The sequence below is a fragment of the uncultured Sulfitobacter sp. genome, from assembly GCF_947502895.1.
In the GTDB taxonomy this organism is placed as follows: Bacteria; Pseudomonadota; Alphaproteobacteria; order Rhodobacterales; family Rhodobacteraceae; genus Sulfitobacter.
In genome coordinates, this window is sequence record NZ_CANNBM010000001.1 from 1,441,300 (window position 1) to 1,457,631 (window position 16,332).

Here is a 16,332-nt window from a genome sequence, read left to right on the forward strand (position 1 = left end):
GTCGCAGGGCGCAAACCACCTTGTGCGCCGAGCGGGGTAAATATCGGCTTAAGGCCAACACCCTTGATTGGGCGGTGTTGGGCGTGTCACGCTACAGCCATTCAGGAAAAAGGGATTCTGTCATGCGTATTTTGCAATCAGTGACGGGTGCAATAGTGTTGTTGGCGGTGAGCATTGCCGCCGCTTCTGCGCAACCCGCCGTGCCTGAACACCGCTATGTCTATGCGCAAGATACAGATTTCTTTGGTGCCGATTTGGCACAGATGTTTGATACAACGCGCAGCGCCTGCGCCCGCGCATGCAGCGCACAAAGAGACTGTGTTGCGTTTACTTTCAACACCCGCTCAAACGCTTGTTTCCCAAAATCTGGCGTGACGCAGACAGAATTTTTTGAAGGCGCTTTGTCCGCGCGTAAACAAACCACACCCGCTGATATTCACGCATTGGCTGCCGTGCGGCTGGCAGAGCTGGGGTTCCAGAACGAGGCAGATATCGCTTTGGCTGTGGCGCTGGTCCAGACCAATGCGGACCGCTATATGCTAGGGGGTATTACGCTTGAGGATGCTGTTGCCGCGTTGGACGCTGCTGTAACCCGTGGCGACATACCTGCCGCTGCGCGTTGGGCGGGTAGTGCGGTTGCGCTGACAGATCGTGGGTACGTGTGGGCGCGTCTTGCATGGCTCGGCTTGCGCCCACGCGGTGATACGCCGCGTGATTTGCACCGCCGCTTGCAGCGCGAGGCCGTTCCAGCCGCAATCAATGCCTATCTGCGTGCCCAAAGCGTAGCACAGCAAGTGACCGCCCTTGATCTGCTGTCCCGTGCGTTAGAGGCAAACAGGCGAGGCCGCGAAATGATCGCACCCTTACGCCTTGCAGCAGGCCTTGAGCCGCGAGAGGAAATTCAGGCGCGGCTGGATACAGCTATCGGGAAATACGGCTTTCGCATCACAGACACGCGGGTAGACAATAACGCAGCCCGCCCGCGTATCTGTGCCGAGTTTTCGGAAAAGCTGGTGCAGGCGGGGGTGGATTATCAGCCCTTCGTGCGCCTGACCGATCCAGCCTTGGTTGTCGAAGCTGGCGCGCAGGAACTCTGTATTGATGGTGTCAGCCATGGCGCCCGTTACACGGCTACGTTCCGCGCGGGTCTGCCAGCGGCCAGTGGCGAGGTTTTGCACAACGACATAGCCGTGACCCTTTATGTACGTGACCGTGATCCATCGGTGCGTTTTTCGGGCCGAGCATACGTTCTGCCGCGTAGCGCGCAGGCCGCTTTGCCTGTCGAAACGGTGAATACCGATACCGTCGAGCTGACCCTGCGCCGTGTAAGTGACCGAAATTTACTGCGTGCCATGCAAGACAGCTATTTCGGCAAGCCGCTTAGCAAATATGAAGAAGACGCGTTCTCCAGCACAATCGCTCAGGATGTCTGGTCAGGGTCGGGGGAGGTGAAAAACACCCTGAACGTGACCATGACCACGCGGTTGCCGCTGGACGAAGCATTGGCTGGCGAGCCTGCGGGCATCTATGCACTGACGGCAGGGATCAAAGGGGCAGACCCTTACGAAAATCCCGCAGCGACACAATGGTTCATCCTGACGGATTTGGGTCTTGCGACGGTAACAGGGGTCGATGGATTGCACGCAACCGTGCGCAGCCTGCGTGATGCCAAACCGCGCGCTGGTGTCTCGCTTAGCCTGATCTCACAGGCGAACGCAGTTCTGGGTGAAGTCGAGACAGATGATCAGGGTCGCGCGCATTTTCCGGCAGGTTTGACGCGGGGCAATGGTGCCGCAGCGCCTGCGCTGCTGATGGCTGTCGGCGCCGGAGGAGATGCGGCCTTTCTATCCCTGCGCGAGCCTGCATTCGATCTGTCGGATCGCGGTGTCGAAGGCCGCGCCCCTGCGCCCGCGATTGATACGTATCTAAGCACGGATCGCGGTGCCTATCGCGCAGGCGAAACGATTTTTGCAACTGTTCTGACCCGCGATGCTCAGGGCCGCGCCGTCAACGGGTTGCCGCTAGTCGCTGTGCTTAGACGTCCGGATGGTGTCGAATACAGCCGGACGCTCAGCACGAATAGTGCGGTAGGGGGGCATGTGTTTGCCTTGCCTGTTAGTGGGCAAGCGCCGCGCGGCGCGTGGCGACTGGATGTGGTCGCTGACCCCGCCCAAGGCCCGCTTTCGTCCCAGACGATATTGGTCGAGGATTTTTTGCCCGACCGGATCGAATTTGATCTTTCATTGCCTGATGCATCGCTTGGGCTGGGTGACACGCCACCCATGCAGATTGATGCACGATATCTGTTTGGCGCTCCCGCATCAGATTTGTCAGTGGAAGGAGAAGCCCGCTTGCGCATGACCCGCAATCTCGACGCCTATCCTGATTTTGTCTTCGGGCGCTATGATCAACGCTTTGACACACGCACTACATATCTGGATGCCGTCCGTACCGATGCCGCAGGAGCGGCCCGAATTGCGCTGCGTATGCCTAAGCTGGAAGAGATGCCAAGCCAGCCATTGGAAGTTGCCATCGTTGCGCGGATCGCCGAAGGGTCTGGCCGCGCTGTCGAGCGGCGGATGACCCGCGCCTTGCGGCCTGACGGGCCATTGATCGGGATTAAACAAAAATTTGAAGGGGTCCTGGCCGAGGGAACTGACGCAGTGTTTGATCTTATCGCAACTCAGGACGAGCTTCCTGTGCGCTGGACATTCAACCGGATTGAAACGCGCTATCAATGGTATCAAAGCGGTGGCGGCTGGGCATGGGAGCCGTTGACTCGCCGCATTCGCGTGGCCAGTGGCGAAACGGATTTGGGCAACACGCCTACTTCGCTCACCCTGCCGACCGAATGGGGCAAATACGAACTTTTGGTCGAACACGCGGGCGCAGCCTACGCAGTGTCATCCGTCCTCATATCCTCTGGGTGGTATGGCGGAGATAGTGCAAACGATACGCCCAATTTTCTGCCTGTGTCACTGGACCGCGAAACATACCGTATTGGCGATACGGCACAGTTGCGTATCGTTGCCCCACACGCAGGCATTGCCGATATTTCCGTGATGTCCAATCGGGTGATTGAACAGACAGCACTTGCTGTGGAAGCGGGTGATGTGACCATCCCTCTGAATGTCACACAAGAGTGGGGCAATAGCGCCTATGTCACCGCAACAGTGATCCGCCCGATGGATGAGGACGCAGGACTGAACCCTGCCCGAAGCCTCGGATTGGCACACGCGCGCATTGCGCCAGAAGACAAACAGCTGACAGTGTCATTTGATGTGCCTGACGTGATTGACGGACAGGCAGGTGTATTGCGGGTGCCCGTCAACATAAGCGGCATTGCGCAGGGCGAGACTGCTTATGTGACACTGGCTGCGGTTGACGTGGGTATTTTGAACCTCACTAACTTTAAAGCGCCCGACCCTGCCGCGCATTACTTTGGCCAGCGGCGTTTGGGGGTTGAGTTGCGCGATGTGTATGGACGCTTGATCGACGGTTTGAACGGCGCGTTGGGGCGTGTCCGCTCGGGAGGGGATGCGGTGGCGGCAGCTCAATTGCAATCACCCCCACCGACCGAGGCGCTGATGGCGTTCTATAGCGGCCCCGTTACCGTGGGTTCAGACGGGCAAGCAGTGGTCGAGGTCACGCGCCCTGCGTTTAATGGTACAATCCGTCTTATGGCCATCGCATGGAGCGAAACTGCGGTCGGCAGTGCAAGTAATGATATAATTGCCCGCGACCCTGTTGTGATAACGGCGAGCCTGCCGCGCCTTTTGGCCCCCGATGATCAAAGCCAGCTATTGCTAGAGCTGACACCGACGCACGGTACTGGTGGTGTCGCTTCGCTGGAAGTGTCTGCGGGGGATGGCATCCGGATTATGGGTCTGCCAACGGAAGTGAACCTCTCTCAAGGGGTGACGCTGCGTCTTCCCTTTCCTTTGGTCGCACGTGAAATCGGAGATCATCAGATTATAGTGAAACTGACACCCTCGCAGGGCGCTGTACTGCAAAAGGTGCTTACGTTGGCCGTACGCGCGAATGATCCTGAAATCGCCACAACCCGCCGCTTTGCGCTGGGAGCGGGCGAAACATTTACGTTCGACCGCGCTGTGTTGGGCGGATTGCGGCAAGGGACAGGCAGTGCTGTTCTGACCGCAGGTCCGCTTGCGCGGCTTGATGTGCCGGACTTGTTGCGCCAGCTGGACCGATACCCCTATGGATGTACCGAGCAGGTGACCTCCGGCGCGCTGCCATTGCTCTATCTGAGCGAAATTGCAGGGCAGGCAGGCCTGGGCGCACCTGACCTGATCAAAGCAAAAGTTGAAGAGGGCATCGCACGTGTGATCTCGCGTCAGGCATCTAATGGTGCATTCGGTATGTGGCGTGCACAATCGGGTGATTTCTGGCTGGACGCTTATGTCACTGATTTTCTCTGGCGTGCGCAGGCGCAAGGCTACGCCGTGCCGCAACGCGCATTGGCTGCTGCGATGGACAACCTACGCAACCGCATCAACTTTGCGCCTGATTTCGATAGGGGAGGTGAGGATATCGCCTATGCCCTGCTGGTGCTTGCCCGTGCCGGTGCTGCTCAAATGGGTGACCTACGCTATTATGCGGACACGAAAGCCGCTGCTTTTGCTACGCCAATGGCAGTCGCGCAATTGGGGGCTGCGCTTGCTGCATATGGTGATCCTGTGCGGGCTGATCTGATGTTCGCGCGGGCAGGGGCGCTTTTGCTACAAGCACCTGACCGGACCGCATGGCGCGACGATTTTGGCAGCGCACTTCGCGACCGTGCAGCAGTGCTGACCCTCGCATCCGAAAGCGGCAGCAGCGCTGTTGATACGGTCGCATTGGCGCGAACACTCCAGTCGCCCGAACGCAATCTGTCGACCCAGGAAGCGGCACAGGTTGTGCTCGCAGCCCATGCAATGGGCGATAGCATATCGGCTGGTATCACGGTGGATGGTGCGCAGGTCAGCGGGACACTGGTGCGTAAACTGAATGATCGGTCGTCTATTCCTATGTTGCTCAAAAACACTTCCGATACTGTTCAGGATATAACTCTGACCACCTATGGCGTGCCGCAGGTTGCACCCGATGCAGGTGGTTACGGCTATGCGATTACCCGTCAATATTTCACGATGGAGGGGCAGGCGGTCACGGGCCCTGTCGTCTCTGGAACGCGGTTGGTTGCTGTGTTGTCGATACAACCGTTTGAGCAAATGGGCGCGCGGCTGATGATTGATGACCCGCTGCCAGGTGGGTTCGAGATTGATAACCCTAATCTGCTGGCCAGTGGCTCTGTCAAAGGGCTGGATTGGCTGAAGACCACCACACCGCAGAACGTGGAATTCCGCTCGGATCGCTTTCTGGCTGCTGTGGATCATTCGGGAGCGGAAGCATTTCAATTGGCCTATGTCGTGCGTGCTGTTACCTCGGGGAGCTATCACCATCCGGCGGCACTTGTGTCAGACATGTACCGTCCTGAATACCGCGCCACGACTGCCACGTCCCGCCTGACCGTCATTCCGTGAGGCGTGGCGCCTACATTTTGTTCTGTTCCGCTGCGCTGTTGTGGGCAGCAGCGTTTGCACGTGACAGGCTGGATGTATGGGTCGCGCAAACTGTATTGCCTCCTGTTCTGTCGCAGACGGGCGTCGAAGTGCGTGCGCGCGATGGTGCTTTGCTGCGGGCTTTTCCGGTTGAGAACGGTCGCATGCGGCTTGCAGTTGCGCTGGATCAGGTAGATCCCAATTATATCGACATGTTGATTGCCTATGAAGATAAACGCTTTTTTGGACATAGCGGTGTTGATTTGCGCGCTGTGCTGCGGGCCGGCGCGCAGATGGTATGGCACGGCCGCGTTGTCTCTGGAGGGTCTACCCTGACCATGCAAGTCGCCCGTCTGCTGGAGAATTCAGGCACGGGCACCATAACAGGCAAGATGCGGCAAATACGTGTGGCTCTCGCGCTGGAACGGCGGCTAACCAAGGCACAAATCCTGAGCTTGTATCTGCATCATGCGCCTTACGGCGGTGCTGTTGAAGGAGTGCGGGCTGCCAGCCTTGCGTGGTTTGGCAAAGAACCACGTCGCCTGACCCAAGCACAATCCGCACTGCTTGTCGCCCTGCCGCAAGCACCCGAGGCACGCAGGCCAGATCGTCATCCGTCCACTGCCAGAGCGGCGCGCGCGCGGGTACTGTCCCGACTTGGCATTTCACCCCATAGCCAACCCGCAGATGTGCCACGGGCCATGCTGCCCATGCCCCAAAATGCCCCGCACCTTGCCGAGCGTCTTCGCAAAGCTGCTCCGGCAAAGTTACGCCATGTCACAACGATTGACGCAGTGCTTCAGGATCAGCTGCAAACCCTCGCCCGTCGTGCAGTGATGGGGCAAGCGCGGGGGGTGTCCATCGCGATTATGGTGGCCGACCATCAAAGCGGAGATGTATTGGCCTATGTTGGATCGCCAGATTACGGCGATGAAAACGGCGCATTGGGTTTTGTGGATATGACTGCTGCCAAACGCTCGCCCGGATCAACGCTCAAGCCACTGGTATACGGGCTCGCGTTTGATCAGGGTTTGGTTCACCCCGATACTTTAATCAATGACGCACCAGTGTCATTCGGTGGCTATGCGCCCCAGAACTTTGACGGAGTATTTCGCGGGATGTTGACGGTGCGCGATGCACTGACCTTGTCGTTGAATATCCCGCCAGTGATCCTGACGCATGAGCTGGGGCCTGCACGTTTGATGTCGGGTCTGCGCCGCGCAGGCACCAAACCCGTTTTGCCAGCTGGCCAAGCAGGGCTTGCCGTAGCGTTGGGTGGTGTGGGGCTTAGCCTGACAGACTTGACCCAACTCTATGCAGGAATTGCCCAAGGTGGACAGGCCGTTACATTGCGCACAACGCAGGATGGACTATCCATCGCGCGCAGTGCCTTCATGTCGCGCAAGGCCGCATGGCAGGTATCAAATATACTTGCGCAAATTGCCCCACCTCAGGGTGTAGCGGTGCACGCGGGGGCCATTGCGTACAAGACGGGCACTTCCTACGGCCACCGCGATGCATGGAGCATCGGGTTTGATGGACATCACGTTGTAGGTGTGTGGCTGGGCCGTCCCGATGGAACGCCGGTGCCGGGTGCCTTTGGCGGTGATCTGGCTGCTCCGTTATTATTCGAAGCATTTGGCCGCATAAGTGCAGAGCGACAAGCGTTGGCCCCCCCGCCTGCAGATACGCTGATCCTTGGTACCGCAAAGCTGCCTGCAAATTTGCGTCTTTTCCAAAGCCGTGATGCGGTTTTTGATGCCGATCCTGATTGGCCTGTTGTGGCCTTCCCACCAGACGGGGCCGTGTTGCGGCGCAGTGGCGTGGGCGTGCCCTTGCGTTTGCGTGCAGGTACGCTTCCACTGACTGTGCTGGTGAACGGCCTGCCCGTAGGAGAATCGCTGCGCCAGAGGGATGTTGTATTGCCGCTGGACGATCCGGGTTTTGCACAGATTTCGGTTGTCGATGCAAAAGGGCGCAGTGCCAGTGTGGAAATCCGGCTGGACTAATTGGGGTCTGGGTGACATTCCTGCGCCATGTCCCTTGCCCTTTCTGTTCTTCCACTGCTGCTGATTATCGCCACGGGGTACGCGTTAGCGAAGTCGGAGATTATTCCGCGGGGCAGTTGGGCAGCAATCGAAACCTTGTCATTTCGCGGCTTGATCCCTGCTACGCTGGTTCTTGCCATCGCCCGTTCCGATCTATCGATTGAGCGGTTCGGTGGGTTTGGTGTTGCTTTGGTCGGTACGTTGGCCGTGGTCGTGCTGCTGGCTCTCGCGCTACGCTTTTTGCCGCACCATCGTTTGGGCAACCCGTCCTTCACGTCATTGTTTCAGTCGAGCATACGCTGGAATGCTTTTGTAGCTCTCGCTGCGGCAGAGCAGTTTTTGACAGGGGGCATTGCGATCCTCGCGGTAGCGATTGCACTCCTTATTCCGCTGATTAATGTAATTTGTATTGTCGTGCTTGCCGCTTTTGGTCCTTCAAAGGCGAGCGTTGCAAAGGTGCTGAACACTCTTGTCCGGAATCCTCTGGTGCAGGCGTGCGTGATTGGCCTTGCCCTCAATCTGTCGGGTGTATCGCTGCCTCAACCTGTGGCCGAGACGTTGGACATGATCGGGCGCGGCGCGCTTGGTGTCGGGCTGATGGCTGTTGGCGCAGGGATCAGTTTGCGGCGTTTGGGGCGCGTCGATTGGCGCGTGGGTCTGGGGGCGTTTATGCGCCCTGTGCTCGCGTCTGGCGTATTTGTGGGTTTTGGACTGGCGCTGGACCTATCTTCGGTACAGGTTTTTGCCGGTGTACTTGTGTTTGCAGCCCCCGCTGCATCTAACGGTTATATCGTGGCAAAGCAGATGGGTGGTGATGCTGACCTCTATGCAGACATCATGACATGGCAGGTTGTTCTGTCGCTGCTTATTCTGCCGCTCTGGGCGTTTATCCTGCTTTAAAAGCGCAGGACAAGGCCATGTTTCTCATGACCGGAGAATCCCAGCTTTTCGTAAAAACCTAACGCGCTGCGGGCCGTACCTGTCATCAGCATAATCTTGTAAGCGCCCGCAGTCTTTGCACGATCAATGGCGCCCTGCAAAACAGCCCGCCCAATGCCTTTGCCCTGATGTGCAGGGTCGCAAATCACGTTTTCGATCAACGCATAGGGCCGGCCACCAGAGGTCATGTTGGGTAGCAGATGCAGTGTTACCATGGCAATAACCTGCCCTGCGTCCTCGACCCCGACCACATGCGTCCCTGGATGGTTTAGAACAGCATCAAATGCAGCGCTGCTGGTGCTGACTGGAACGGGGTCGCGGGTCAGTATCTGATAGAGGCGCAGGGCCTGCTCGAAATCCCCAGTGGCAAGATCGCGAAGTATCACCTGCTTCATCTGCGTCCTTCGCGCAGCCAAGCAGCGGTGATCAGTCCTGCGCTTAACAGCAACACCAGCCATGCAGGCAGGATAGGCGTCTGGCGGACGTCGCGCGTCTCATAGGCGTCACGGGGTGTGAAGCCTATCCAACCTCGGCCAGCTGCAGGTCTGCCGGCGCGGACATTACGGATACGAGGCAGACCGTCTTCCAGACGGGTCACACCGCCGCGCATGGCCGACAGAACGAGTGCCAGTGCGGTGGCATCGGCGATGGTTTCAACAAATTCGCGGGGCGCTGAGGGACCAAGGCCAATCACGCTAACCTGATCGCCATTCTCCAACCGGTAAAGCCCGATTTCTGGGCCTGTAAACACTGTCTCAAAACGGCCGGGTGCAACAGGAGTAAGGGGCAGTTCCGTGGTGGTGCCGTCCGGTCTTGTAATTGTCAGCGGGGGTACAGTCTCGCTCAAGGTGCGTCGCTCAATCCGCATGGTCTGACCTTCCGCATTTGCGGTCAGTGCTTCCTCTTCAAGTTCTGGCTCGCCCATCATCCAGTGAGCAAGACGGCGAAGCAATTCCAGCTGTGGCCCACCGCCCTCATATCCACGGTTCCACAGCCAGGCATGGTCCGAAGCCAGCAAGGCCACGCGCCCTTCGTCAACACGGTCCAACACAAGAAGGGGTCGATCATCTACGCCTGTCATCACGACATTGCCAGAGGTTGCGGTTACATCAATTTGGCGCAACCAACGGCCCCACGCATCGTCTTTAGCAAGGCCCGTTGTTACAGGATGGCGATCGCCCAATTCGGAAACAACAGGCAAATAGGGTTCGTCCAGTACCCGTGCTGTTGGGTTGGCGGGCAAAACAGCGCCCAGCGGCGTTCGATATAAACTGTCGGCGCTGGCAAAGTCGGGGCCCGCAGATACCAGAACAGCACCACCGCTACGCACATATTGCGCGATATTTTCAAGGTAAAGCGCAGGAAGAATTCCGCGGCGTTTGTAGCGGTCAAAGATGATCAGATCGAAATCGTCGATCTTCTCCATGAATAATTCGCGTGTGGGAAAGGCGATCAGGGATAGCTCGGATACGGGCACGCCGTCTTGCTTTTCGGGGGGGCGCAGGATTGTGAAATGCACCAGATCGACCGAGCTGTCAGATTTGAGCAGGTTGCGCCATGTGCGTCCACCTGCATGAGGCTGGCCACTGACCAGCAACACGCGCAGACGGTCACGCACACCGTTGATCTGGATGATGGCCGCATTGTTTCGGTCGGTCAGCTCGCCCTCGGCTTCGGGCAGGGCAAAGCGGATCACATTGCGCCCGCCGTGGGGCAGGGTTACGGGCAGTTCCAGATCTTCGCCAATGGGTACGTTGAACCGCTGCGCATCCTCACCGTCAATCGAGATATCAAGCTGGGCAAACGCTGCGCCAGCGGGGGCGGCGCCCAGATCATCGATGCGCAGGGTCAGCAGTACAGGCTCTCCGATGATGGCAAACGCAGGGGCACCAACGACACTTAGGCGCCGGTCCCAATCGTCTGCTTCACCCGACAAAAGAACGTGGAAGGGCGCTGGTAGATCAATGGGTAGATCGGCGTCATGCACACGTCCGTCTGTCAGCGCGACAATCCCTGCCACGCGCGCGCGTGGCTCTTCTGCCAAAGCTTCGCTTAGGGTTGTGAGCATCTGGGTGCCCGCGTCGCCCTCACCATCAGGTACAATCACACGGCGCAGCTCGGTATCGGGGCGCGCCTCGATCTGGGCGGCTAGCCTGTCGGCTGCTTGCGTGGTCTGAGCGGTCCGGTCGCCCAGCTTTTGGCTTGCGCTGCTGTCTTCCAGCATCAGGACAATGTCGCTCAGCGGTGCGCGGTCTTCTTGTTGGAACGAAGGACCAGCGAGTGCGGCCAGCACAACAGCGCCCGCCAGACCACGCAAGCCCCAGCCGCGCAAGCCGCGCACGAGTGCCAGCAGAACACCCAAGGCAGCTATCACAGCAACCATGACCAACAGGGGCCAAGGGACAAGCGGATCAAATACGATTGTTGTTGTCATTGGCCCAACCTGTCCAGCAGCGCAGGTACATGGACCTGGTCCGACTTATAGTTGCCTGTCAGGACATGCATCACCAAGTTGATGCCGAACCTGTATGCGATTTCCCGCTGCCGCTCACCGCTATAACCGCGACCTACAGGCAGCATCGGGCCACCACCAGAATTTACGGCCCATGCGGCTGCCCAGTCGTTTCCACCAATTACAACGGGCGTTACACCATCGTTAAGGTCGCGAAACGGCATGCCTTCGATCTGCTCGGCGTTGGGGTCTGCTGCCTCGACCCAGACATCACGGCTGTTGTGGCGGCCGGGGAAATCCTGCAGCAGATAGAACGTGCGGGTTATGACGTGATCGCTGGGCAATGGCTCCAGCGCGGGGATATCCAGCGGGGTGGCCAGTTCTTGCAGCTTGCGCCCGTTCGGGCTGGAAGCGCCAAAGCTGGCGGTGTCTGCATCGCGGGTGTCAAACAGGATCATGCCACCCCCGCGCAGATAACCGTTCAGTTTCGCATAGGCTTCGCGTGAAGGGGTTGGCTGACCCGGCGTGACGGGCCAGTAAAGTAGGGGAAAGAACGCCAACTCATCGGTCTCTAGGTTGACGCTGAGCGGATCGGCAGGCTCCACCGAGGTGCGGAAAAACAGCGTGTCGCTTAGGCCGCGCAGACCGGCAAGTGCCACTTCGTCCACCTGTGCATCGCCCGTGATCACGTGACCCAGCACAAGCTCTGACGTGGCATTGAGGGCGAATGTTTCGTCAGCCGACTGTGCATCGGCGGGGGCAGCAAAAAGCACCAAGGCAACTACAGTTGCGACCGTGCTATTCGCGCGGCTGAGCAGGCGGCCTGACAGCGCAAGCGACACGACAACATCAGCCAACAGCAATAGAATAGCGAAGCTGAGCAGCCAGCCAGCAACGGGCTGTTCGGGTGCAACGGCCAAGCCGCGCACAGGCACATCAGATGGCCATGTTGCAGGTGCAAGAGTGCTATCGCTTGTCAGCACATTGCGCGCAAATGTCCGATCACCAGATGTATAGAGCCCTGGTGGCAGCATCGGTCCCGTCGCTGCCTCTATCAATCGCGGGCCATCTACACCGGGTAAAGTCCCTGCATCGGACAATGTGCCAAACCCGTCCAAAACACGGCGGGGTATCCAGGTGGTGCCTTCCAGCGCGGTAAGCGTCGTGCTTGCGGCAGAGGAAGACACGGCCAACCGCTCCATCATTTCAACGAACAAACCTGACAGCGGCAGAGTGGACCATTCCGCCGTTGCGGTGACGTGGAACAATACAATCTGCCCTTGGCCCACATTTTTGCGCGTGACCAGCGGTGTACCATCGCTGAGTGAGGCGATCACACGTTCGGCCAGTGTGGGGTCGGGTTGGGCCACGACCTGGGCACTGACAGTAACATCATCGGGGACCGTCAGGCCATAAAAGGGTGAGCCGTTGGAGAAGGGCGACAGTGCTTTCGGTTCGCCCCAGCTCATTGCGCCGCCAACACTGCGGCCCCCTGCGCGCAAACGCACGGGCATCAGCGGGTCTTCGTCGATGCGTGATACATCACTTGCTGCAATGCGGGGGCCGGCAAAGCGCACCAGCATACCGCCGCCTTCGATCCAGTCGGTTAGCGGCGCAGCTTCTGCCTCCGATAGTGTCGCAACATCGGCCAGCACGATCACATCGGGGTTGGCAGGCAACACGTCCGTCAAGCTGCCGTCAATCAGATCAGCGGTCGGAGCCAAGGCCTGCTCAATATAGTGCAGTGGTGACAGCAGCTCCAGCCCTTCGCGGCTTGTGCGTGCCGAGATCAGCGCAACCTCACGCCGTCGCAGGCCGTCATCGCTCAGGGTGCTGGCACCAGCCGAGCGTTGGCCAGCGATATCAAACCGTGTGATCCGTGCACGCAGCTCGGAGGGGAGCACCAGCGCGGTTTGTGCTTCGGTTTCGCCTTCCTCGAATATGGCTGTTGCGGTGGCCAGAATACGGCCGTTACCCGCTGGATCGCGCCCTTGCGCTTGTACAACTACGTCGCGGGCGGGGCCGGGAACGGTTCGGACGAGACGCAACTGCACGGCGCCATCTTCGTAAGTGGCGGGCAAGATTGCCAAGACATTGATAGCAGTCTGATACGCTTCGACAGTGCCGCGTTGCTGCAGCACATCAAGCAGATCATCACGGTCCTCATAAAAAAGGGTATCGCTGAACCATAACGTGTCAAAGCTACCTGCATCTGCCAATGCGTCTTGTGCGGTCGCCAGCATCGCCGTATCGGGCTGCCAGGGCGCGGGGGCTAATCCCGCCAATCTGCTACGCCAGACATCGGCGGACTGGAACACGGGTGGCTTGGGGTCTGTTAGCGTCAAGAAGCCGACGGTGCGGCCAAGGCGGCTGGCACGGGTGAGCTGCGCCTCGATCGCTTCTTGCTGCTGAGGCCAGCGTGTGGCACCCGCCCATGATCCGTCCAGCACGAACAGTACTGGGCCATTCCCTTCTGCTTGCTCGGCTTCGGGGTTTAGAACTGGCCCTGCAAGACCGATGATGATCGCGGCAATCGCCAGCATGCGCAGCAGCAGCAGCCACCATGGCGTGCGGTCAGAAACGGTTTCGTCGTCCTTGAGGCCCAGCAGCAAGGCCACACCGGGAAAACGGCGTTTTATCGGGGCAGGCGGAACAGCGCGGAGCAAAAGCCATAATATCGGCAGGGCTGCCAGCGCCAGCAAAAGCCAAGGCGCGGTAAAGCCGATGCCGCCCAGAACCATCATGCCGCCACCGCCCGCGCATCCAGCGCACGGTAAAGCCACAACAGACCGCTTTGCGCACTGCTATCTGTATGGTGAACGCCGTAGTGCCAGCCGGTTAGCGCACAAAGCGATTGCAGTTCCGCCTTTCGTTCAGCCAGCCGTGCCAGATAGCGATCGCGCAGATCATTCGCCTTGAGCGTCTCATGGCTGATCGTGCCGCCGACAGATTCGAAAATCGTGCGGCCCGAAAAGGGAAATGCTTCTTCCGAGGGATCAAGAAGATGGCACAGGACCCCACGCACGCCACGATCAGCGGCTTTAGTAAGTGCGGTGCGCACGCCGTCAATATCACCCATGAAATCCGATATAAAAACTGCCCGGGCGTGGGGAATCATCGCACGGTGTTCTGGTGGGGAATAATCAGTCGCATCATCGCGGCAAAGCAATTGTGCCAGTGACATTATTTGTGGACGACCCGCGCGCGGCGGCAACTCGGTTCCTGTCAGGCCCACACGCTCTCCCCCTCGGTTCAGCAGGATGGCGACAGCCAATGCCAGAACCCGCGCGCGGGCAACTTTCAGTGGCAAGCTGTCGGAAGAGGTAAAGCGCATAGAGGCGCCCTGATCGACCCAAAGCATGACTGACTGCGCGATCTGCCATTCGCGTTCGCGCACAAATTCCGTATCACCCATGGCAGAGCGGCGATAATCAATTGCGCGGCGGCTGTCACCGATTTGCGCAGGCCGGTATTGCCAGAAATCATCCCCCGCACCTGCGCGCCGCCGTCCATGTGCGCCCAGCAGGACAGCGCCCGCCAAATGTTCGGCACGCGCCAGCAGTGCGGGCAGTGCGGCTGCCTCACTCTCGGACGTTGCGCGAAGGGAGACGGGATTGCTCACGCGACGGCGGCTTTGGGCGTGGCGAGTGCTGCGGCTGTCTCGTCGATGAGATCGGTTAGGCTGTCGCCGCGCGCGCGCGCGGCAAAGTTCAACGCCATGCGGTGGGTCAACACGGGGCGTGCCATATCGATCACATCCTCGGCGGATGGGGCAAGACGGCCCTGCAACAGCGCGCGGGCGCGCACGGCCAACATCAAAGCCTGCGCAGCACGCGGGCCAGGTCCCCAAGCGACGGTTTCCTTGACCCGCGCGCTAACGCCGTCTTCGTTCGGGCGGAAGGCGCGGACCAGATCAAGGATCATCTCGACCACGCTGTCACCCACGGGCATCCGGCGCAGCAGACGTTGCGCCTCCAGCAATTCGGCAGCTGTAAAGACCTCGGTCGATTGCGCCTCGGCGTCACCTGTGGTGGCGATCAGGATATCACGCTCGGTCGCGCGATCGGGGTATTCGATGTCGATCTGAACCAGAAAACGGTCCAACTGCGCTTCTGGCAGGGGATAGGTGCCTTCCTGTTCAATCGGGTTTTGCGTGGCGAGCACGTGGAAGGGCAGCCCGAGCGAGCGGTTTTGCCCAGCAACAGTTACGGATTTTTCCTGCATGGCTTGCAACAGGGCCGATTGGGTACGTGGCGAGGCGCGGTTGATCTCGTCCGCCATAAGCAACTGGCAGAATACCGGCCCTTCGATAAACCGGAAACTGCGCGCGCCGCTTTCATCGGTATCCAACACTTCTGACCCCAAGATATCCGCTGGCATCAGATCGGGCGTGAACTGCACACGCTTGCCGTCCATGCCCATTACGGTGCTGAGCGTCTCGACCAGTCGCGTTTTGCCCAGACCGGGCAAACCAACTAGCAGACCATGACCGCCACACAGTAGGGCTGTCAGGGTCAGTTCAACGACACGTTCCTGTCCGATGAAGCGCGCGGTAATGGACGCGCGCGCCTGCGCCAGCTTTTCGCCCAAGGCTTCGATCTGTTCGACCATGTCCTCGGCCGCCATGTCTTTGGTGGTCTGTGTGTCCGCTTGGGTCATGACTTCTCCGCTGTGCAGGTTATATCGGTTGGGTGTAAGTGTATCTCGATCTGAGGGAATGGCAAAAGCAATGAGCGGACAAAAAACTGTGACCCCATCAGCCAGCAGCCTTGCTGAGTCTATAAAAGCAGCAAAAACACGCGGATTACCGCCGGTTGAGAAGTGGAATCCGCCGTTTTGCGGCGATATTGATATGGAAATACAACGTGATGGCACGTGGTTCTACGAAGGTACCCCAATCGGCAGGCCTGGTTTGGTCAAGCTGTTTGCATCGATTCTCATTCGAGAGGATGAAAATTATTTTCTTGTCACTCCCGTCGAAAAGGTAGGCATTCGTGTTCATGATGCGCCGTTTGTTGCCGTTGACTTTGAGACCTCGGGCGAAGGGCAGGATCAACGCCTGACATTTACCACCAATCTGGAGGATATCACGGTCGCCAGTGAGGATGCACCGCTACGGTTTGTGCGTGATTCCGAGACGGGGGAGCCGTCGCCTTATGTGCGGGTCCGCCGCAATCTTGAGGCGCTGATCGACCGCAAAAGCTTTTACCGGCTTGTCGATCTTGGGGTGCATTATGACGGCTGGTTTGGTGTCTGGTCTGGCGGTGCGTTCTTTGGCATCATCCCTTCCGAGGAATTGCCGCAGGAGGAATAGCAATGCCAGCGCAGATGATCG

Annotated in this window: 9 protein-coding genes; 4 read left to right on the forward strand and 5 right to left on the reverse strand. The window is 59.0% G+C overall.

Annotated features, from left to right (window positions below):
* The first annotated feature begins 122 nt into the window (after window positions 1-122).
* The 3 genes from Q0903_RS07100 to Q0903_RS07110 are packed head-to-tail and all read left to right on the forward strand — an operon-like array spanning window position 123 to window position 8,506.
* Window positions 123-5,540, forward strand: a complete 5,418-nt coding sequence (locus tag Q0903_RS07100) for an alpha-2-macroglobulin family protein (protein WP_299414095.1) — start codon at window positions 123-125, stop codon at window positions 5,538-5,540.
* 17 nt (window positions 5,541-5,557) lie between these two features.
* Window positions 5,558-7,567: a penicillin-binding protein 1C gene (gene pbpC, locus Q0903_RS07105; RefSeq protein ID WP_299414098.1), complete on the forward strand. Its 2,010-nt coding sequence runs from the start codon at window positions 5,558-5,560 to the stop codon at window positions 7,565-7,567.
* 27 nt (window positions 7,568-7,594) lie between these two features.
* Window positions 7,595-8,506, forward strand: a complete 912-nt coding sequence (locus tag Q0903_RS07110) for an AEC family transporter (RefSeq protein WP_299414101.1) — start codon at window positions 7,595-7,597, stop codon at window positions 8,504-8,506.
* Here the strand turns inward: Q0903_RS07110 and Q0903_RS07115 are convergent.
* From Q0903_RS07115 to Q0903_RS07135, 5 genes are read right to left on the reverse strand one after another with little or no spacing between them, the layout of a single operon-like run.
* Window positions 8,503-8,940 (reverse strand): GNAT family N-acetyltransferase, encoded by a 438-nt coding sequence (locus Q0903_RS07115; protein WP_299414104.1) that lies wholly within the window; start codon window positions 8,938-8,940, stop codon window positions 8,503-8,505. The genes Q0903_RS07110 and Q0903_RS07115 overlap by 4 nt on opposite strands.
* Complete coding sequence (locus Q0903_RS07120) at window positions 8,937-10,979, reverse strand: hypothetical protein (RefSeq protein WP_299414107.1); 2,043 nt, start codon at window positions 10,977-10,979, stop codon at window positions 8,937-8,939. The genes Q0903_RS07115 and Q0903_RS07120 overlap by 4 nt, the downstream gene beginning before the upstream one ends.
* Complete coding sequence (locus tag Q0903_RS07125; protein ID WP_299414499.1) at window positions 10,976-13,741, reverse strand: DUF4159 domain-containing protein; 2,766 nt, start codon at window positions 13,739-13,741, stop codon at window positions 10,976-10,978. Before Q0903_RS07125 ends, Q0903_RS07120 begins: the two co-directional genes overlap by 4 nt.
* A complete protein-coding gene (locus tag Q0903_RS07130; protein ID WP_299414109.1) occupies window positions 13,738-14,619 on the reverse strand; it encodes a DUF58 domain-containing protein in 882 nt (293 codons plus the stop codon). The genes Q0903_RS07125 and Q0903_RS07130 overlap by 4 nt, the downstream gene beginning before the upstream one ends.
* Window positions 14,616-15,623: a MoxR family ATPase gene (locus tag Q0903_RS07135; protein WP_299027751.1), complete on the reverse strand. Its 1,008-nt coding sequence runs from the start codon at window positions 15,621-15,623 to the stop codon at window positions 14,616-14,618. The genes Q0903_RS07130 and Q0903_RS07135 overlap by 4 nt, the downstream gene beginning before the upstream one ends.
* Before the next feature lie 103 nt (window positions 15,624-15,726).
* Here Q0903_RS07135 and Q0903_RS07140 point away from each other — a divergent pair, with 103 nt between their 5' ends.
* Complete coding sequence (locus tag Q0903_RS07140) at window positions 15,727-16,311, forward strand: DUF1285 domain-containing protein (RefSeq protein WP_299414112.1); 585 nt, start codon at window positions 15,727-15,729, stop codon at window positions 16,309-16,311.
* Window positions 16,312-16,332: the final 21 nt, after the last annotated feature.